This window comes from Ruegeria sp. CDSC081, from assembly GCF_059610485.1.
In genome coordinates this window covers 120,220-138,556 of record NZ_JBXWNS010000004.1, presented here as the reverse complement: position 1 = coordinate 138,556, position 18,337 = coordinate 120,220, and the positions used below count along the sequence as shown (strand labels likewise).

18 protein-coding genes are annotated in these 18,337 nt (G+C 58.0%); 10 read left to right on the top strand and 8 right to left on the bottom strand.

Features of this window, described 5'->3' with window-relative positions:
- Positions 1 to 27: 27 nt before the first annotated feature.
- Both AC2FH9_RS08415 and AC2FH9_RS08410 read right to left on the bottom strand, forming a co-directional pair.
- Positions 28 to 357, bottom strand: a complete 330-nt coding sequence (locus AC2FH9_RS08415; RefSeq protein ID WP_142633040.1) for a sarcosine oxidase subunit delta — start codon at positions 355 to 357, stop codon at positions 28 to 30.
- 88 nt (positions 358 to 445) lie between these two features.
- Positions 446 to 1,690 carry a sarcosine oxidase subunit beta family protein gene (locus AC2FH9_RS08410; protein WP_271947765.1) on the bottom strand — a complete coding sequence of 415 codons (1,245 nt, stop codon included), beginning with the start codon at positions 1,688 to 1,690 and terminating at the stop codon, positions 446 to 448.
- 195 nt (positions 1,691 to 1,885) lie between these two features.
- Here AC2FH9_RS08410 and ccmI point away from each other — a divergent pair, with 195 nt between their 5' ends.
- From ccmI to AC2FH9_RS08395, 3 genes are read left to right on the top strand one after another with little or no spacing between them, the layout of a single operon-like run.
- Positions 1,886 to 3,109: a c-type cytochrome biogenesis protein CcmI gene (ccmI, locus tag AC2FH9_RS08405; protein ID WP_496871230.1), complete on the top strand. Its 1,224-nt coding sequence runs from the start codon at positions 1,886 to 1,888 to the stop codon at positions 3,107 to 3,109.
- Positions 3,106 to 3,570, top strand: a complete 465-nt coding sequence (ruvX, locus tag AC2FH9_RS08400) for a Holliday junction resolvase RuvX (RefSeq protein ID WP_271947775.1) — start codon at positions 3,106 to 3,108, stop codon at positions 3,568 to 3,570. The genes ccmI and ruvX overlap by 4 nt, the downstream gene beginning before the upstream one ends.
- Positions 3,571 to 3,586: 16 nt before the next feature.
- Positions 3,587 to 3,820: a DUF1289 domain-containing protein gene (locus AC2FH9_RS08395; RefSeq protein WP_496871229.1), complete on the top strand. Its 234-nt coding sequence runs from the start codon at positions 3,587 to 3,589 to the stop codon at positions 3,818 to 3,820.
- A 257-nt stretch (positions 3,821 to 4,077) separates the two neighbouring features.
- On the opposite strand, the gene AC2FH9_RS08390 is transcribed toward AC2FH9_RS08395, so the two are convergent.
- The 5 genes from AC2FH9_RS08390 to AC2FH9_RS08370 all read right to left on the bottom strand — a co-directional run bounded on the left by AC2FH9_RS08390 (position 4,078) and on the right by AC2FH9_RS08370 (position 8,217).
- Positions 4,078 to 4,806, bottom strand: a complete 729-nt coding sequence (locus AC2FH9_RS08390) for a SpoIIAA family protein (RefSeq protein WP_496701371.1) — start codon at positions 4,804 to 4,806, stop codon at positions 4,078 to 4,080.
- A 35-nt stretch (positions 4,807 to 4,841) separates the two neighbouring features.
- Entirely contained in the window at positions 4,842 to 5,597 is a 756-nt protein-coding gene (locus AC2FH9_RS08385) for a hypothetical protein (protein ID WP_496871228.1), read from the bottom strand.
- Positions 5,598 to 5,620: 23 nt separating this feature from the next.
- Positions 5,621 to 6,445 (bottom strand): sulfite exporter TauE/SafE family protein, encoded by an 825-nt coding sequence (locus tag AC2FH9_RS08380; protein WP_281971883.1) that lies wholly within the window; start codon positions 6,443 to 6,445, stop codon positions 5,621 to 5,623.
- Positions 6,446 to 6,483: 38 nt separating this feature from the next.
- Positions 6,484 to 7,479: a tRNA dihydrouridine(20/20a) synthase DusA gene (dusA, locus tag AC2FH9_RS08375; RefSeq protein ID WP_496749502.1), complete on the bottom strand. Its 996-nt coding sequence runs from the start codon at positions 7,477 to 7,479 to the stop codon at positions 6,484 to 6,486.
- 126 nt (positions 7,480 to 7,605) lie between these two features.
- Positions 7,606 to 8,217: a TetR/AcrR family transcriptional regulator gene (locus AC2FH9_RS08370; protein WP_496871227.1), complete on the bottom strand. Its 612-nt coding sequence runs from the start codon at positions 8,215 to 8,217 to the stop codon at positions 7,606 to 7,608.
- A 139-nt stretch (positions 8,218 to 8,356) separates the two neighbouring features.
- Here AC2FH9_RS08370 and AC2FH9_RS08365 point away from each other — a divergent pair, with 139 nt between their 5' ends.
- The 6 genes from AC2FH9_RS08365 to AC2FH9_RS08340 all read left to right on the top strand — a co-directional run bounded on the left by AC2FH9_RS08365 (position 8,357) and on the right by AC2FH9_RS08340 (position 15,850).
- Positions 8,357 to 8,821 (top strand): (2Fe-2S)-binding protein, encoded by a 465-nt coding sequence (locus tag AC2FH9_RS08365; RefSeq protein ID WP_142633020.1) that lies wholly within the window; start codon positions 8,357 to 8,359, stop codon positions 8,819 to 8,821.
- 3 nt (positions 8,822 to 8,824) lie between these two features.
- Positions 8,825 to 11,011, top strand: coding sequence for a molybdopterin cofactor-binding domain-containing protein (locus AC2FH9_RS08360; RefSeq protein ID WP_496871226.1), 2,187 nt, complete (start codon positions 8,825 to 8,827; stop codon positions 11,009 to 11,011).
- A 110-nt stretch (positions 11,012 to 11,121) separates the two neighbouring features.
- Positions 11,122 to 12,441 (top strand): glutamine synthetase family protein, encoded by a 1,320-nt coding sequence (locus AC2FH9_RS08355; RefSeq protein WP_496871225.1) that lies wholly within the window; start codon positions 11,122 to 11,124, stop codon positions 12,439 to 12,441.
- Between the two features lie 59 nt (positions 12,442 to 12,500).
- On the top strand, positions 12,501 to 13,181 hold the full coding sequence (locus AC2FH9_RS08350; protein ID WP_142633014.1) for a type 1 glutamine amidotransferase: 681 nt from the start codon (positions 12,501 to 12,503) through the stop codon (positions 13,179 to 13,181).
- Positions 13,181 to 14,539 (top strand): glutamine synthetase family protein, encoded by a 1,359-nt coding sequence (locus AC2FH9_RS08345; RefSeq protein ID WP_496688525.1) that lies wholly within the window; start codon positions 13,181 to 13,183, stop codon positions 14,537 to 14,539. Before AC2FH9_RS08350 ends, AC2FH9_RS08345 begins: the two co-directional genes overlap by 1 nt.
- A 6-nt stretch (positions 14,540 to 14,545) precedes the next feature.
- Complete coding sequence (locus tag AC2FH9_RS08340) at positions 14,546 to 15,850, top strand: NAD(P)/FAD-dependent oxidoreductase (protein ID WP_496871224.1); 1,305 nt, start codon at positions 14,546 to 14,548, stop codon at positions 15,848 to 15,850.
- A gap of 20 nt (positions 15,851 to 15,870) precedes the next feature.
- Here the strand turns inward: AC2FH9_RS08340 and AC2FH9_RS08335 are convergent, their stop codons facing one another.
- Positions 15,871 to 16,848: a formylglycine-generating enzyme family protein gene (locus AC2FH9_RS08335; RefSeq protein ID WP_496871223.1), complete on the bottom strand. Its 978-nt coding sequence runs from the start codon at positions 16,846 to 16,848 to the stop codon at positions 15,871 to 15,873.
- A 212-nt stretch (positions 16,849 to 17,060) separates the two neighbouring features.
- Here AC2FH9_RS08335 and AC2FH9_RS08330 point away from each other — a divergent pair, with 212 nt between their 5' ends.
- The gene (locus AC2FH9_RS08330; RefSeq protein WP_496871222.1) at positions 17,061 to 18,275 is read left to right on the top strand and encodes a DegT/DnrJ/EryC1/StrS family aminotransferase; all 1,215 of its coding nucleotides are present in this window, start codon (positions 17,061 to 17,063) and stop codon (positions 18,273 to 18,275) included.
- Positions 18,276 to 18,337 lie beyond the last annotated feature (62 nt).

Below are 18,337 nucleotides of genomic sequence, written 5' to 3'. Positions count from 1 at the left end.
AGGCGGAATTACGGGTGGTGGCGCGGATCATTTGTATTCTCTCCACGTCCAGCCAGGGCGCTTGGCGGTGATCGCCTCGCGAATTTCTTTGGGCGGCTCAAACACCTGGGCAGAGTAGGTGCCGAAAACTTCGAGCGTTTGCGTGCAGCGCGCCGCGTGGAACCACTTGCCGCATCCATTCGCATGGCGCCAGCGTTCGAAATGAACGCCTTTAGGGTTTTCACGCATGAACAGGTAATCGTGGAAATCACCATCTGATGAGCCCGGACCGAAACGCTTCAGATGCGCCTCGCCACCGGCGGCCAGTTCGGTTTCTTCGGCATCGACACCGCAATAGGGGCAATTCAGGATCAGCATATGTTCATCCTCTCGGCAGCAGGCGAGACCATGCTGCATGCGAAATCTAAGTAACGGGTGCGCGAGATTTTTCGCCGAAAAATCTCCATCAGTGCGCCACCCCGGCCGCGACGCTTTCGTCGATGAAGCGGCCTTCTTTGAAACGATCCAACGAGAACGCCTCGGTCAGCGGTGAATGACCCGTGGCCATCAGCTGTGCCATGCCCCAGCCGGACCCCGGAATGGCCTTGAAGCCACCGGTGCCCCAGCCACCGTTGATGAAACAGTTCCCCAGGGGTGTTTTTGACAGGATGGGCGAGCGGTCGCCGGTCATATCCACGATCCCGCCCCATTGCCGCAGCATTTTCAGACGTGAGATCATCGGGAAGGTCTCGACCAACGCGCGCACAGTTTCTTCGATATGGTGGAAGCTGCCGCGTTGGGTGTAGTTGTTGAACCCGTCGGTGCCGCCACCGATCACCATCTCTCCCTTGTCGGATTGCGACATGTAGCCATGCACCGTGTTGGCCATCACGACCACGTCCATGCAGGGTTTGATCGGCTCAGACACCAGCGCCTGAAGAGCAATCGCCTCAAGCGGCAGACGGAAGCCCGCCATTTCGGCCAGTTGACCGGAATGGCCCGCAACCACGATGCCCAGCTTGTCACAGTCGATCGCACCTTTGGTGGTGTCAACACCGACAACACGACCATCCTGTGACCGAACCCCGGTCACTTCGCATTGCTGGATGATATCCATGCCCATAGCGGAACAAGCGCGCGCATAGCCCCAAGCCACCGCATCGTGACGGGCGGTGCCACCGCGTTCCTGCCACAGCGCACCCAGAACCGGATAGCGCGGGCCTTCGAGATTGATGATTGGCACCAGTTCCTTGACCCGTTCAGGTGTGATCCATTCAGTCTTTACACCCTGCAGCGCATTCGCATGAGCCGTGCGCTGATAGCCGCGGATTTCATGCTGGGTCTGCGCCAGCATCATCACGCCGCGCGGGCTGAACATGACGTTATAATTCAGGTCCTGGCTCAGATCCTCATAAAGGCTGCGCGCCTTTTCATAGATCGCGGCAGACGGATCCTGCAGATAGTTCGAGCGGATGATGGTTGTGTTCCGACCGGTATTACCACCGCCCAACCAGCCTTTTTCGATCACAGCGACATTCTGGATGCCATAGTTCTTACCCAGGTAATAGGCGGTTGCCAGACCATGGCCACCCGCCCCCACAATGATGGCGTCATAGCGTTTCTTGGGCTCGGGCGAACGCCAGGCGCGTTCCCATCCGGTATGATAGCGCAGCGCTTCGCGCGCCACAGCAAAGGCTGAATAGTGTTTCATAAGCGAATCCATCCGGTTCGGTGATTGGCGCAGGTATGCCGTGTAACCGCCTTTGGCCCCTGCCGTGCAACGCCATAATATCGCACTATTGCGACATCGCCCTTATTATTGCGACATGAAGCCCCCTCGCGGCCATTTGTCCCTTTTTTCCGCCCCGCCACAGGTCTAAGTCAGGACAGCCATCTTGGAGTTATCATGACCTTCTGGGCCCTCATCATAGCCACCGCCGTCCTGATAGCGGCTTTTCTTGGGATTTCGATACTGCGTAGGCGAGATACGCGCGAACCATCCACTGCGTATGACTTGCAGGTCTATCGTGAACAGTTGGCCAGCGTAGATCGAGACCTGGCCCGTGGTGTCATCGCTGACGCAGATGCCGAGCGAGTTCGCACGGAAATTTCACGCCGCATTCTTGCGGCTGATGCGCAGATGCAATCTTTGTCTGAACCGCAAGGGCCGTCCAAATGGATCTCGGTTGTGGCATCCGTATTTGTCGCGGCCATCCTAGTTGGCGGAGGATCCTGGATGTATCTGAAGCTTGGTGCAGCCGGGCTCCCCGATCAGCCCCTGTCATTGCGGCTAGAAATGGCCGATGCCCTGCGCACGGAGCGCCCCAGTCAGGCCGAGGCAGAGGCCGCCACGCCACCCGCACCACTGCCACAGCTTGACGAAAGCTATGCCTCTCTTCTCGGGCAACTACGCGAAACCGTTTCCGGTCGTCCTGATGACCTACAAGGACATATCCTTCTTGCCCAGCACGAGGCGAACGCAGGTAACTTCCATGCCGCCTACAAAGCGCAGCAACGTGTGATCGAACTGTCCGGGAATACGGCACCCGCAGATGCCTATTCGCATCTTGCCGAGATGATGATCCTTGCTACCAACGGATATATCTCGCCCGAAGCTGAAGACGCATTGAAACAGTCATTGCAGCGTGATCCACGCCATGGTCCGGCTTTGTATTACCTGGGACAGATGATGGTACAGGTCGGACGACCTGATATCGGTTACAGGATCTGGGTGGATGCACTTGGAAGCGCGCCGACAAATGCACCCTGGGCAACGGCCATTCGCGCACAGATGGACGATCTGGCCTTTCGTGCGGGTGTGTTCAATGCCGCCCCTATACCCGCAGGGAACCCAGGCCCCGGTGAGGATGACATCGAGGCCGCTGCATCTCTGACCGCACAAGAGCGCCAAGAGATGATCCTTGGCATGGTCGAGCAACTGTCAGACAGGCTTGCAACCGAAGGCGGTTCCCCCGAAGAATGGGCCCGGCTGATCGGTGCCCTTGGGGTGATTGGCGACATCGACCGGGCCACCGCGATCTACGCCGAAGCCCAATCCGTATTCTTGGACAATGACAACGCACTGGATATCCTTGGTGCAGCAGCAGCTCAGGCTGGGGTGACCCAATGATCCATGACATTTTTGAGGAATTTGCAGGCTCGCTTGCGCCTATGAGCGCGTTGATCGGTCTCGATCTGGGAGAAAAGACTATCGGGGTTGCAGTCTCGGACCGGATGCGCGGTGTTGCTAGCCCGCTGGAGACCGTAAGGCGCAAGAAATTCACTCTGGATTCTGCCCGTCTGCTGGAAATCATAGCCGACCGTGAGATCGGGGGCATCCTACTGGGTCTGCCGAAAAACATGGATGGCAGCGAAGGGCCGCGCTGCCAGTCCACCCGTGCCTTTGCCCGAAACCTGTCCCGTTTGACCGAAGTTCCGATCGGGTTCTGGGACGAACGGCTCAGCACGGTTGCGGCAGAAAAGGCACTGCTTGAGGCGGATACGACACGAAAGCGTCGCGGACAGGTTATCGACCACGTCGCGGCAGGCTATATTCTGCAAGGCGCGCTGGACAGAATGCGCTTTCTTTAAGGATCGGAAAACGCTGATGTCGAACATGGTTTGGAAAAGGAACGAGGTCGAAAGCCCGTGCATCCAGATCTGCGTTGTGCACCCGACCGAGCGTATTTGTACCGGTTGCTACCGCACGATCGACGAAATCTCTCGCTGGTCGAAAATGGACAGCTCTGAGCGCGCCGATATCATGGCAGACCTACCGTCTCGCAAACCGCTGCTTGCCAAACGGCGCGGCGGCCGGGCGGCGCGGCTCAACAAGGCCTGAGATTTCCACAAAAGGATGTGATTGCTGAATCTGCACCGCTGCGGGCTGGTCTGAACCACGAGGGGGTCAAGTTCGTTGACAGTTGGCGAGTGAGTGGCAACCCACAGCGGCGCGTTTCAACAATCGATCCTCTGCAGTGGCTCGGCAGAGGAGTTCGATCTGTGTACGTCTTTTTTGACCAATCGATCAAGAAAAATCCTCGCTGATATTTCTGTGCCCTGACGTAAATGTCACAGCAGGCTCAAGCCGCTGCGTTTCTACCCAGACGCAAGCCATGTTTTGGCGTTCTGAATTTCCTCGGCGGGAAAGAACTGAGTGCGTGTGCCAAGGATGTGGCTGGCCACCCGTTGGGCCAGATGTTGCCAGGCTTTGTCGCCAACAACCGCTGCCCGATCCAGATTACCAATATGCCCCCGGGCCAGCCGAAAATGCGAGGCAAGCGCCGTAAGGCCTTGCCATCCGTCAAACTTGGACAGATCAATCAGCAGGCGAAACCCCTGTTTCTCCCGCAAAATGTAGTCCAGATCGGTTTCGGCCTTTTTGAATTCGTCAGGGTCGAGTTTTCCCATCAGGCTGACCTGCACGCAGGGGCCGCCCAGATCCATAACGTGAATAGAGCCCAGAGATTCGCGCAACCATCGGCGCGCTTCTTCAATATTCGCGTGATCGAATACCTGCACAGGGCAAGGGAAAAGCGGAGCCGCAAGCCGGATACTGGTCTGAACCCAACCCTGATCCGCCACCACTCCAATTCGGTCAAAGCCGCGCCAGTGGCTGAGGCCCAATTTTGTATCCGACCAAACCGCATTCAGATCGTACCCTTTGAACTCTGGCTGCACGATCGCCAACAACCGCACCGTATCGTGTTCGGCCAGTGCGGCCTCAATCGCCGGGATCAATGTTGTGGAATAGTCCGTACCTGTCACTTCGCCGGAAAGCTCGATTTCAATCAATGCTCCGTCAGAGTTTTTGTGGACAGCAATCATCAAAAAATCCTCCAAATCTGTATAATGACAGAACGTTAGGAGGATTTGAACCATTCGGCCACACCGCCAGCGCATTCAGGCCTAAAATAGGCGATCATCCGGCCATCCGACCCAGCCTCAGCCCCGCTGCCCCATGGCGCTACCCCGTGCAGGCAGTGGCGGTGCAGTAGATAGGTCTCGCCCGGACGTGCGGGCAGTACGATGCGACGGCAAGTATCAAAGACCTCACGACGGGCAGCCTGATAAACATCTGTTATATCCACCTGATCCAGAGTGTCCGGGCGCTTGTCTTCAAGTGCATCCGCAAATGCAGCCTGCATGATCTTGTGGCTACCTTCCCAAAGAACCATCGGGGACGCATTCTCGCTGGCATCGTTCAATGGAATGCCCAGTATCCACGCATGCGGTTCCTCGACCCTGCGGCGCCTGTCCGGGCCGGACGGGCGTAAACCATCCACATGGGCCGCATCCCGCTTTGCTCGATACCGGGCAGCAGCCTCGCCCTCTCCGCGTCGGGGCAACGGGTAGCCGGGGTAAATGACCGAGACCTGGGCTTTGTGCAATGGCAACGACCCATAACGCGACACTATGAAATCCATGACGGCCCCGGTCAGAACCGGGGAACCCTGGACCCTGCCCTCGGTGTCGTTGTTCAGCGCGTCGACCCCAATGAACCAAGTCCCTTCACAGTCCAGCCAATGCGCGAATTCCGGATCCGCCGCAGCAGCGCGTGCTGCGGGCAGCGCATAAGATACCCAGTCCAGAATAGCCCGGTCGTGGGGAAATTTCACCCAACCCTTTTCCTCGAAAGAACTCAAAAACCCAACGCCTTGCGCAACATATTCAGGGCGACCAGAGTCAGGAAGACCGCGAATATCCGCTTGAGCGGCTTTGGATCCATCGCATGGGCCAACTTAACGCCCCAAGGCGCAGTGATCATGGTCATGGCGACCACAATCCCAAAGGCAATCAAGTTGACGGCGCCGATGGTAAAGGGCGGGCGGTGTTCAGGGGCAATTTCGAGAAACAGGAACCCCATGACCGAGGGCACAGCGATGATCACGCCAAACCCGGCTGCCGTGGCCACAGCCCGGTGAATTGGCGTGTTGAACAAGCTCATTAACGGCACGCCAAAGCTGCCGCCGCCGATACCCATCAGAACGGATAGGAAGCCGACCGAGGGCGACAGGAGCGCGCGTTTCAGGCCCTTGGGCATGGCGTCTCCAAGCCGCCATTCGGATTTACCCAGACCAAGATAGGCGCCAATCACCATACCCAATACACCGAACAGGGCTTGCAATGCCTCGGTCCGAAGAGCGGATGCCACCATCACGCCCAACACCGCACCGATGGCGATGCCCGGACCCCAACTGCGCAGGATATCCCAATCAACGGCACCCTTTTTGTTATGTGCCAGAACCGACCGCAGTGAGGTTACGATAATCGTTGCCAGTGAGGTGGCGAGGCACAGCTGCATCAACTGCGGACCGCCATACCCAAGGGTCTGAAACGCATAGAAAAAAGCAGGGACCAGCACGATGCCTCCGCCGACACCCAACAGACCCGCCAAAACGCCCGCCAGCGCTCCGATCACCAGCAGAAGAACCAGCATCTGAGCAAGCAACATTACTTCGGGCATCATTCCCCCCAACCGACCTTTTGCCGTATTGCCACCATTCAGGCCTCGGTCAGAGGCGCGACATGATCCAGTGCCTGCAACATAACCTCGGGGCCCGCCCCGTCATGCACTGCACCTTCAGACAGGGTCCGCCGCCAAGCCCGCGCACCCGGCCGCCCTGCGAACAGGCCCAGCATATGTCGCGTAATCTGGTGCAAGCGCCCCCCGCCAGCAAGATGGCATTCGATATAAGGCACCATTTTCCGGACAACAGCAAACGGGTCGGCGGCCTGACCGACCCCAAAAATCACAGGATCCGCTGTGGACAGAACATCTGACGGCTGATGATACGCAGCCCGCCCGATCATGACACCATCCAACCCTGCGTCCAGATGCCCGCGCGCCTGTTCCAGATCAGCAATGCCACCATTTATCGAGATGTGCATATCCGGGAATTCCGCCTTCATCCGATGCACGAGATCATAATCCAGGGGTGGAATATCCCGGTTTTCTTTGGGGCTGAGCCCTTGCAGCCAGGCTTTGCGCGCGTGGATCGTGACCCGTGTGCATCCCGCTTGCCTGATCTGGCTCAGAAACTCAGGCAAAATGTCTTCGGGCTGTTGGTCGTCGACTCCAATGCGGCATTTGACCGTGACATCTACGTCCACGGCTTCGCGCATTGCGGCAACACAATCCGCAACGCGGTCAGGGGATTTCATCAGCACCGCACCAAAAGTGCCAGATTGTACTCGATCAGACGGGCAGCCACAATTCAGATTGATCTCATCATAACCAGCATCCGCCCCCAACCGGGCCGCTTGTGCCAATTCCTGAGGGTCCGACCCGCCCAGTTGCAGGGCCACGGGATGCTCCTGCGGGTTGTGGTCCAGCAAATGCAGCGCGCCACCCCGAACTAACGCAGGCGCTGTGACCATTTCAGTGTACAGCAGCGCCTCGGTGCTCAGCAACCGATGCAGATAGCGACAATGCCTGTCCGTCCAATCCATCATAGGGGCGACGCTCAGGCGTGCGGCTTGTCTTACCTTGTCATTCAATGCTGAGCCCTCGTCGCACCCGGTATCCAATCAGACGGATCGAAACCGCAAATTCCTGCCCCTCGAATCGGGCAGCCTGGGGTTTAGCATATTCGAAAGGGGTCGTCCCTGTGCCTGCCAACCGCGTCACCGATTGTCGACACCGTACCGGCAAATCATCATTTCGACGCTGCGCTGAATGGTATCAGACATTTCTTCCTGACTAAGTACGGACCCGCAAAAAACCATAGGCCAGAATGCCCTGCTCTTGATCAATCCGATGAATTCACGGCCTGCGACCTCAGGGTTGTCGATGCGCAGCTGACCATCTTCCGCTGCTTCTTTCAGCATGACTGAGAAAATAGCGGTTTTGTCCAGCTTACCCTGCGCGGCGACCGCAAGGTCGGGTTTGCGCAAGGTTTCGCTGATCACCATACGCGACATCGCCATCACCTCGGGTGACATCAGAATGCGCCCCTCGGCCCAGGCCAGATCGGTCAGTTGCTCTTGGATATCCCGGCCCTTTTCGTATCTGATATCCAACACCTCAGAGAAGCGGTTCGACAGCTCAACCACGATCGAGCGGAACAGGTTTTCCTTACTTTCGAAATACTTGTACAGTGTGCGCTTGGAGACCTCGGCCCGTGCCGAGATCCGATCCATACTGGCCGCCGAGAACCCCTTTTCCTGGAATTCAGCTACGGCAGCCTCGATGATCTGGGCATGCTTTGATGCTTTCGGTGCGCTGAGGTCATTCATGCTCCAAAGCTATAGACCCTTTGATATGAGCCGGTCAAACGCTAGGTAAACTCTCGGGTTTACAACGCCCTGCCCCCTGCCTAAGGTAAACCCGCGAGTTTACCGATTCAGGTAGCCAGCCCAACAGGAGATCCCCCCAATGGCTTTGACATTGAAACTGAACGGCCAGACCCACACGGTTGAGGCCGAGCCCGGCACGCCCCTGCTGTGGGTAATCCGGGACGAACTGAAGATGACAGGAACCAAATTCGGCTGCGGTGTCGCCTCGTGCGGGGCCTGTACCGTGCATCTGGACGGAGAGCCGGTGCGCTCGTGCCAGACATATATCGAGGATGTCGAAGGTGCCGAAATCACCACGATCGAAGCGGTGGGCGAAAATGATATCGGCGCTGCTGTCCAGCAGGCTTGGGTCGAGCTGGACGTGGTTCAATGCGGCTATTGCCAGTCGGGTCAGGTGATGTCGGCGGTCGGATTGCTGTCCGAGAATCCAAAGCCCAGCGTTGAAGAAATCGACGATTACATGTCCGGCAACGCCTGTCGCTGTGCCACCTATCAACGCATCCGCGCCGGTATCCAGCGCGCATCCGAAATTCTGGAGGCCTGATCCATGACCATCAACACCTCTCGCCGTAGTTTTCTGAAAGGCGCTGCTGCTACCGGTGCCGTCTTGCTGATTGGCGCCCGCCCCGATGGCGTTCTGGCTGCGGCCTCGTCCGAGATGACGCAGCTCAACCCATTTGTGAAGATTGACGCGGACGGCACTGTGACTGCCATCGTCAAACACTTCGAAAAGGGTCAGGGGCCGGCGACCGGCCTGCCGACGCTTATCGCCGAGGAAATCGGCGTCACAATGGACCAGATAGACTACGAATTCGCGCCGTCGAACCCCCAAGTCTATAACAACCTGCTGTTCGGCCCCTTCCAGGGCACCGGCGGCTCGACCGCGATGGCGAATTCCTGGCTGCAATACCGTCAGGCTGGCGCTGCCGCCCGCGAGATGCTGATCAATGCCGCCGCCCAAAGCTGGGGTGTGGATGCATCAGGCATCACCATTGAGGAGGGTATCGTCAAAGCAGGTGATCAATCCGCCCCGATTGCCGATTTTGTGGCGGCCGCTTCGCAGATTGAGGCGCCGACCGAGCCGCGCCTGAAAGACCCCTCGGAATTCCGCCTGATCGGAAACGAGGCCGTGCGTCGCACGGATTCGACCATCAAGGGCAACGGACAAGCGATGTACGCCATGGATGTCCACCTGCCCAACCAGATGGTTGCAATGATCAAACGTCCGGAGTCGCGCGGTGGTGTTGTCATCAGCTTTGACGACAGCGCCTCGAAAGAGATCAAAGGCTATATCAGCGCCGCTGCATTGCCCAATCAGGCGGGCGTTGCGGTCTATGCCGAAGATACCTGGGCCGCGATTCAGGCGCGTGACGCGCTTGAGGTCGAATGGGACATGTCCGGCGCTGAAACCCGCCACTCGGATCAGATCAAGGCCGAGATCATGGACGCGCTGAATGCCGCGCCCGCCTATAACGTGAACAAGGCAGATATGGCCACGGTTTCGGCGGCGATCGACGCGGCGGATACGGTCGTAGAAAAAACTTTTTACTACCCGCTCCTCGCCCATGCTCCGATGGAGCCACTGAACTGCACAATCGAACAGACAGCAGAGGGTGACATCGTTCTGCATGATGGCGCTCAGATGCCAACCGGCCCGCACATGGCGTATCAGCAAATCTTTCAGCTGCCACCCGAGAAAATCCACATCAGAACGATGCTGGCCGGCGGGTCTTTCGGGCGTCGCGCAACACCGGATGCGGATTATCAGGTTGAGGCCGCATTGGCCTTTGTTGTCACCGACCGCTCGCGCCCGGTCAAACTGGTCTGGACGCGGGAAGACGACATTCGCAGCGGGTATTACCGCCCGGCCTTCGGCCACAAAGTTCGTGTCGGGTTGAATGCGGAGGGGAATATCGTGGGATGGCAGCATCAGGTTGCTGGGCAATCGATCATGAAGGGCACCCCGTTCGAAGCGGTTGCAGTGCATGACGACGTCGACCACAGCTCGATCGAGGGCATCGCAGACAGCCCCTATGATATTCCGGGGATGGCGCTTGGACTGACCGACACACCCAAGGCCACATCGGTCCTATGGTGGCGGTCGGTAGGACATACCCACACTGCCTATACGATGGAAACAATGATGGATTTGGCCGCCACCGCCGCAGGCCGTGACCCGGTTGAGTTCCGTCTCGCACATCTGGCGGATGCGGGTAATGCAGACCAACAGCGCAAGGCCTCAGTTCTGAAACTTGCGGCCGAGAAAGCAGATTGGGGCAACGTCCCTGCCGGTCGCGCGCAAGGTATTGCGGTGCACAAATCCTTTGGTTCTTATGTGGCTGAGGTGGTCGAAATTTCAGGCGATCCGGATGACGGCATCAAGATCGAAAAGGTCACCTGTGCTGTCGATTGCGGTATCGCGGTGAACCCCGACGTGGTGCGTGCCCAGATGGAAGGTGGGATTGGCTATGGCATCGGGCATGTGATGCGCGATCAGATCACACTGACCGGCGGTTCCGTGGATCAATACAACTTCCCGGATTACGAGCCCCTTCGGATCGGCGATATAGCTACAATCGACGTCCACATCCTCCCCTCGGCCGAAGCCCCCACGGGCGTGGGCGAACCCGGCACGCCGCCCTCGGCCCCCGCGCTCGCGAACGCAATCAAGGCAATGTCGGGGACCTTGATTGCCGATCTGCCGATGGCCGAGAACGGCATAAGCTTTGCATAAGGTCCCGACCCCGCGCCGAAAAAAACGGCGCGGGGATAATTTGATCAAATTTCGTGACAAGGCGCTTTGTGTCGATTAAACCTCGGGGTACCAGAGTGATGGAGACGCCGATGGACCTGAACGCCCTACACAGTTTTCGCGTAGCGGCCTGCGACCTTAACGGTCAGCTGCGCGGCAAACGCGTGCCTCCTTCTTATGCTGACAAGCTGAGTAAAGGTGTGGTGCGGATGCCCTTTTCGGCATTGAATGTTGATCTGTGGGGCGCGGATATCGAGGATAGCCCGCTTGTGTTTGAATCAGGCGACGCGGACGGCATATTACTGCCAACCGAGCGTGGCCCCGTCCCAGTTCCCTGGCTTGAAACCGAAACAGCGCTGGTATTGATGTCCCTGTATGACGATCAGGGCACGCCCTTTGCCGGCGACCCTCGCCATGCTCTGACCTCGGTGCTGCAACGCTATGCCGAGCGTGGCTGGTCCGTTGTCGCGGCGACCGAGCTGGAATTCACGCTATTGGACTCATCAGGTGCACGACCGGTGCCTCCGATCAATCCTTTGACGGGACGACGGCTGGTCGACGAGGCAGTCCTGTCCATGGCGGAAATGGATGCGTTCGACGCCTTTTTCACAGACCTCTATGACGGATGCGAGGCAATGAGCATCCCGGCTCAAACCGCCATTTCCGAAAGCGGGATTGGCCAGTTTGAAATCAACCTGAACCATCAGGACGCCATGCGCTGCGCAGATGATACGTTGCTTTTCAAGGTGTTGACTCGTGGCCTTGCACGCAAACATGGGTTTACCGCAACTTTCATGGCCAAACCCTATGCCCAGGATGCGGGCAATGGGATGCATGTCCATTTTTCGGTCGTCGACCAGGATGGGCAAAATATCTTTGACAATGGCGGGCCTGAAGGCACTGATCATTTGCGCTCGGCCATAGCCGGATGTCTGTCTGCAATGCCTGGTTCAACTCTGATTTTTGCACCGCACGGGAACTCCTACACCCGGCTTGTCCCCGGCGCCCATGCCCCAACTGAGGCATGCTGGGCTTATGAAAATCGCACTGCCGCGCTGCGCGTTCCCGGCGGCGCGCCCTCTGCCCGCAGGATCGAACATCGCGTTGCTGGTGGTGACATCAATCCCTACCTCATGCTGAGCGCCGTGCTCGGTGCGGCGCTGAACGGCATCGAGGACGGAACTGATCCGCCAGCTCCGATCACGGGCAACGCATATGAGATCGACGGCCTGCCGCAACTCGCTGGCGACTGGGCTTCAGCCATCACCGCCCTTGAAACCGATCCGCAAGTTGCGCGCATCTTTCCCGCCCCGCTGATCAGCAATCTTGCCATGACAAAGCGACAAGAGATCCTGCGCTTTGACGAACGCCCACCCGAGGAGCATTGGCTAAGTTATCTCGAGGCGGTTTGAGCCCCCTTGCCCGCTTCGTTCTGCTCAGCTAGAATAAATTTGATCAAATTTGGTGACCCATGAAAATCGGTATCCTTGTAACCGGCCACCCCCCTGACGAATTGCACGATCAGTTCGGTGAGTATGACGGCATGTTTCGCGCGCTGCTGGATGGCAACGGCTTTGAGTTTGTGACCTATGCGGTTGTCGACGATCACTTTCCGCAAAGTTTTGACGATGCTGATGGATGGATCATCACCGGCTCGCGCTATGGCGCCTATGAGGACCATGCCTGGATTCGCAAGCTCGAAGCGCTGATCCGCGACATCCATCAAAGCGGCAAACCACTGATCGGCATATGCTTTGGTCATCAAGTCATTGCGCAAGCCCTTGGCGGGAAAGTTGAAAAGTTCAAACAGGGCTGGGCCGTGGGGCGGACGGACTACGATTTGGACGGACAGACCGTCACTTTGAATGCCTGGCATCAGGACCAGGTGGTAGAGCTGCCCGCCGGTGCACAAGTAACCGGTTCGAACGCCTTTTGCCAGAATGCCATGCTGGCCTATGGCGACACGATCTGGACCGTTCAGGCCCACCCGGAGTATGGCGACAGCTTCATCGAAGGGCTGATGGACACTCGCGGCAAAGGTGTCGTTCCAGACAATCTGATGCAGGCCGCCGCCGACCGCCTGCCCACCCGCGACGACAGTCCGAAGATCGGACAGTTCATGGCAGAGTTTTTGAAGAAAGAGAGGGCCTGATGGCCGATTGGACAGAACAACTGCCACAGGCAGCCCGTACCTATTTTGAAGGTCACCGATTGGATGAGGTCGAGTGCATCATCTCTGACCTGCCCGGCATCGCGCGCGGGAAAGCGGTTCCGGCCACCAAATTTGCACGCCAGTCCTACTTCCATCTACCCGATAGTATCTTTTACCAGACTATCACCGGGGACTGGGGCGAAGCCGCCGGAGAGGACGGCTTCATTGAACGGGACATGATCCTTAAGCCTGACTTTTCGACTGCTTCCGCTGCTCCTTGGACGGGTGACTGGACGCTGCAGGTGATCCACGACGCCTATGACCGGGACGGAGAGCCGATCCCGTTCAGCCCACGCAACGTGTTGAAGCGCGTCGTAAAAATGTATCACGACAAAGGCTGGAAACCGATTGTCGCGCCAGAGATGGAGTTCTTTCTGGTCGCCCCCAATGTCGACCCCGCGCAGGGGATCAAACCGATGATGGGCCGTTCGGGTCGTCCGGCGGCCGCGCGGCAGGCCTATTCGATGACAGCGGTGGATGAATTCGGCCCGGTGATCGACGACATCTATGACTTTGCCGAACATCAGGGATTCGAGATTGACGGCATCACCCAGGAAGGCGGCGCCGGACAGCTTGAAATCAACCTGCGCCATGGTGATCCGGTCAAGTTGGCAGATGAAGTGTTCTATTTCAAACGCCTGATCCGCGAAGCCGCGTTGCGACACAACTGCTTTGCGACCTTCATGGCGAAACCGATTGCGGATGAGCCCGGATCGGCCATGCACATCCACCACTCGATCACCGAGATCGAAACCGGACAGAATATCTTTTCCGGACCTCAGGGCGGCGAAACGGATGCATTCTATAACTTCATTGCAGGGCTGCAAAACCACTTGCCTGCAGGCCTGGCAGTCATGGCACCTTATGTGAACTCGTACCGCCGCTATGTGAAAGACCATGCCGCGCCGATCAATCTGGAATGGGCTCGTGACAACCGCACGACCGGCATCCGTGTTCCCCTGTCCGGCCCCGAGGCGCGGCGCGTTGAAAATCGTATCGCAGGCATGGATTGCAACCCTTATCTGGGCATCGCCTTGTCGCTTGCCTGCGGCTATCTCGGCCTGACCCAGCAGGAACGCCCGCGCCGTCAGTTTTATGGCGACGCCTACGAAGGTGACGGTGATATCCCGCAGGTCATGGGCAATGCGCTGGACCTGTTCGACGAGGCCACCGCCCTGCACGAAGTGCTGGGTCCGGAATTTGCCCGCGTCTATGGCATTGTCAAACGTGCCGAGTATGAAGAATTTCTACAGGTCATCTCTCCGTGGGAGCGTGAGCACCTGCTCATGAACGTTTAAGCCGCGATGAATCTCCTCTATTCCAACGACCGCAAGGCCGAGTATCCGGCCAGCTGGTATGCCGCGACGGCCAACACGCTCGACCGTTTTCCAGCGCTTGCTGGGGATACCAAAGCGGATGTCTGTGTGGTCGGTGGCGGCTATACTGGCCTGTCCGCCGCGCTGCATCTGGCCGAGGCCGGGTTCGACGTCGTGCTGCTTGAGGCGCATCGCGTTGGTTTCGGAGCGTCAGGCCGCAATGGCGGGCAGCTGGGCAGCGCCCAGCGGATGGATCAGGAAGACCTTGAACGCCTGGTCGGCGATGACGATGCCGCCAAGCTGTGGGATCTGGCTGAAGATGCCAAGGATCTGGTCAAATCGCTGATCGAAAAGCACAAAATCGACTGTGATCTGAAACCGGGCGTGGCGGTTCTGGGCCTCAGCACCGGGGATCAGCAAGACCTCCACGATCACGCCGCGCATCTGTCGGCGCGATATGGTTATGACCATATGGAGCTGCTGGACGAAGGCGCGGCGCATGGCTTGTGCCCATCCCCAACCTATCGCGGAGGTTATCTGGACATGGGAGCGGCCCATCTGCACCCGCTGAACTTTGCCTTGGGGCTGGCTGATGCCGCAGCCAAGGCCGGCGTGCGCATCTTTGAGGGTACCGAAGTCACCGGGATCGACGAGACCGATCCGGCCATCGTGCAAACCCCACAGGGAAAGGTGACGGCCAACCACGTCATATTGGCCTGCAACGGGTATCTCGGCGATCTGAACGGCAAGGTGGCGTCGCGCGTCATGCCGATCAACAATTTCATAGCCGCGACCGAGCCTTTGGGCACCGATGCCGCCCGCGTCCTGACCCGGGATGTCGCCGTCGCTGATACCAAGTTTGTGGTGAACTATTTTCGCCTCAGCGCCGACAACCGCCTGCTATTCGGCGGCGGGGAAAGCTATGGCTACCGTTTCCCGACAGATATCGCCTCCAAGGTGCGCAAACCAATGACCGAGATTTTCCCGCATCTGCGCGATGTGAAGATCGACTATGCCTGGGGCGGTACTCTGGGCATCACCATGCGGCGAATGCCCTACCTGACGCGGGTTGCGCCCAATATCCTGTCGGCCTCGGGCTATTCCGGCCATGGGGTCGGCACGGCCACCCATGCCGGGCAGTTGATGGCGATGGCCATTCAGGGCCAGGCCGAGGGGTTCGACACCATGTCCCGCGTACCCGCCATGCCCTTCCCCGGAGGCCCTTCCCTGCGCAGCCCCTTGCTGGTGCTGGCGATGACATGGTTTTCCCTACGGGACCGACTTGGCCTGTGATTGCAAGGCACTCAGAGGGTTTATTTCAACTCCCTCAAAACACGGAACCCCTTAGACGTAGAACCAACGTCATCTGAGCCACCGCCTCGGGTCGCAACGCGAGAGAAATCCATCGCGATCCAATATGTGCCACCGCGCGAGACACGACGCTCACAGCCCGGCGCAAGTGCCATTTTCAGGTAAAAGCTGGATCTACTCCACTCTTTGTGCGTTTCCGTCCAGCAGGACATCGTAATTTCCGCAACATTCCCCGACATATGCCGCAGCCCCCAATCATTGGCTGCATCCAACGCATCAACGGGCACAGGATAGCCGCGACGGGCCAGATCAGGTCGCTTCACTCCCAACATTTCTTCCGTTGGTTTGCCGTGGAAGTTAACCTGATCCGTCGAGACCTCTTCTCCTTGCGCAAAAGGTGTTTGTGTCCCAGCACGAGCGGCATATTCCCACTCAGCTTCCGTAGGTAGACGATAAACATCCGCCCCTATTTTGTTGTTTAGCCACCCAGTGTAAGACACGGCATCCTGATAGGACACGTCTACAACTGGATGATTTCCCTTGGTTTCTACGCAGGGGCCGTCAATCTGCAAAATGCAGTCTCGCGGGGTATACCCACCACAACCGCCATCAATCACACAAGCCATCCACTGGTCATGAGTGACTTCATTCCGCCCCATGGCGACGGGCATATCTATCGTGACCTTATGAACCGGACCTTCATGATGTGCGATATACGGCTCTTCCGGTGTCGCGGGGCGGAGCCCTTTTTCATCCCAATGAAAGTTTCGTTTCGACTCCCCCGGTGGGCCACCCATCATGAACTCACCCATAGGCAAGGCAATCATCTCAGGGCAAACATCGCATTCCTGAAACATCTGAAGCGGCGCAACTTCAGTGCCATCCGACAGAAGATAATCTGCGTGAACCGCCGAAGCGAAAGTTGAAAGCGCGCCCCAAAGGGCCAAACGAATGATAGTCAATGCAGTGATCCAACCCATCATACGAGAACAACGTCAAAGAAGATCCATTGCCACCGTACTTCCCCCAAAGTTGCAAGTTCAAAAGAATTTCCCGCTACGCGGGGTAAGCCAACCTGTGTCTCTCTGACTACGACAGAATAGTGAAATTTCGCCACCCTGAAGATTAAGGGCTTGGATTGACACTTCATTAGCTTTATCTTTCCCAAAGATAGAATTCAGGAATGCCAAATATGACGCTGCCTCCTAACGTCCATGACGCCGAACCCATCCCCGCGGCCGCCCGCGACGCCATTGATGCCTTGATGCAGTCAGGCGACCTGTTCCGCTACACTGCGCCGCAGGACGCTCCGGTTGCGCTGCTCGAGTCGGAATTCGCGGCACTGCTGGGCACGAAATACGCGCTGGCTGTATCGTCCTGCTCGGCGGCGCTGTTCCTATCGCTCAAGGCGCTGGGTTTGCCGCGGGACGCGCGGGTGCTGATACCGGGCTTTACCTTTGCGGCGGTGCCCTCATCGGTCATACATGCGGATTGCATCCCCGTATTGTGTGAGGTGGGTGACAATTATCGCATCGACATGGATGACTTTGCCGCCAAACTGGATAACGTGCAGGCCGTGATCATTAGCCATATGCGCGGACATACTTCGGATATGGACGCGATCATGACTCTGTGTAGCGCGCGCGACATTCCGGTGATCGAGGACGCAGCCCATTCGCTGGGGACAACTTGGCATGGCCGCAATATTGGGACGATTGGCAAGATCGGCTGTTTCTCGTTTCAGTCCTACAAGATGATCAATGCGGGCGAAGGTGGCATTCTGATAACCGACGACGCTGATCTGGTCGCGCGTGCCGTGATCATGTCCGGCGCCTACGAACATAACTGGAAGAAACACAAAGGCCCGCGTGGCGACAACTCATCGGAACTCGAGCAGGCCTTTGGCCGCTGGCAGAACCAGTTGCCGCTGTATAACCTGCGGATGAGCAACCTGAGCGCTGCAGTAATCCGTCCCCAGATGCCTGAATTGGCACGCCGTGTCCGCGATGGGTTGCAAAACCACGACTATGTGGCAGAGCGCCTGAACTCATCGCCCTATATCAACGTGCCTGCCCCGCTGGTGCCAGAGCGCAGGGCGCCGGACTCGATCCAGTTCAATCTGGTTGACCTAAGCGATGATGATATCCGCGCCTTTGCCGCAGCATCCGAAGCACGCGGGGTGAAAGTTCAGGTATTCGGCCTGAGTGAAGACAACGCCCGTGCCTTTTGGAACTGGCAATTCCTGCCGGAACAGACCGAGCTGCCACAAACGCGAAACATGCTGATGAAAGCTTGCGACGTGCGCCTGCCTGTACGCCTGACAGGCGCGGAACTGGATGTGATCGCTGATATTCTGTTGGCTTCAGTAGGGGAAATTACCGCCCCGAAAATCGCATTTGGAACCTGAACAAGCTGAATTCAAACGAAAAGGCCCGCCAGCGGCGGGCCTATTTCATTGTGTGGACAAAT

Bases quoted from the DNA above. Each gene is read 5' to 3' on its own strand.
- AC2FH9_RS08415 (WP_142633040.1), bottom strand. From the start codon at position 357: ATGCTGATCCTGAATTGCCCCTATTGCGGTGTCGATGCCGAAGAAACC.
- AC2FH9_RS08410 (WP_271947765.1), bottom strand. From the start codon at position 1,690: ATGAAACACTATTCAGCCTTTGCTGTGGCGCGCGAAGCGCTGCGCTAT.
- ccmI (WP_496871230.1), top strand. From the start codon at position 1,886: ATGACCTTCTGGGCCCTCATCATAGCCACCGCCGTCCTGATAGCGGCT.
- ruvX (WP_271947775.1), top strand. From the start codon at position 3,106: ATGATCCATGACATTTTTGAGGAATTTGCAGGCTCGCTTGCGCCTATG.
- AC2FH9_RS08395 (WP_496871229.1), top strand. From the start codon at position 3,587: ATGTCGAACATGGTTTGGAAAAGGAACGAGGTCGAAAGCCCGTGCATC.
- AC2FH9_RS08390 (WP_496701371.1), bottom strand. From the start codon at position 4,806: ATGATTGCTGTCCACAAAAACTCTGACGGAGCATTGATTGAAATCGAG.
- AC2FH9_RS08380 (WP_281971883.1), bottom strand. From the start codon at position 6,445: ATGCCCGAAGTAATGTTGCTTGCTCAGATGCTGGTTCTTCTGCTGGTG.
- AC2FH9_RS08370 (WP_496871227.1), bottom strand. From the start codon at position 8,217: ATGAATGACCTCAGCGCACCGAAAGCATCAAAGCATGCCCAGATCATC.
- AC2FH9_RS08365 (WP_142633020.1), top strand. From the start codon at position 8,357: ATGGCTTTGACATTGAAACTGAACGGCCAGACCCACACGGTTGAGGCC.
- AC2FH9_RS08360 (WP_496871226.1), top strand. From the start codon at position 8,825: ATGACCATCAACACCTCTCGCCGTAGTTTTCTGAAAGGCGCTGCTGCT.
- AC2FH9_RS08355 (WP_496871225.1), top strand. From the start codon at position 11,122: ATGGACCTGAACGCCCTACACAGTTTTCGCGTAGCGGCCTGCGACCTT.
- AC2FH9_RS08350 (WP_142633014.1), top strand. From the start codon at position 12,501: ATGAAAATCGGTATCCTTGTAACCGGCCACCCCCCTGACGAATTGCAC.
- AC2FH9_RS08345 (WP_496688525.1), top strand. From the start codon at position 13,181: ATGGCCGATTGGACAGAACAACTGCCACAGGCAGCCCGTACCTATTTT.
- AC2FH9_RS08340 (WP_496871224.1), top strand. From the start codon at position 14,546: ATGAATCTCCTCTATTCCAACGACCGCAAGGCCGAGTATCCGGCCAGC.
- AC2FH9_RS08335 (WP_496871223.1), bottom strand. From the start codon at position 16,848: ATGGGTTGGATCACTGCATTGACTATCATTCGTTTGGCCCTTTGGGGC.
- AC2FH9_RS08330 (WP_496871222.1), top strand. From the start codon at position 17,061: ATGACGCTGCCTCCTAACGTCCATGACGCCGAACCCATCCCCGCGGCC.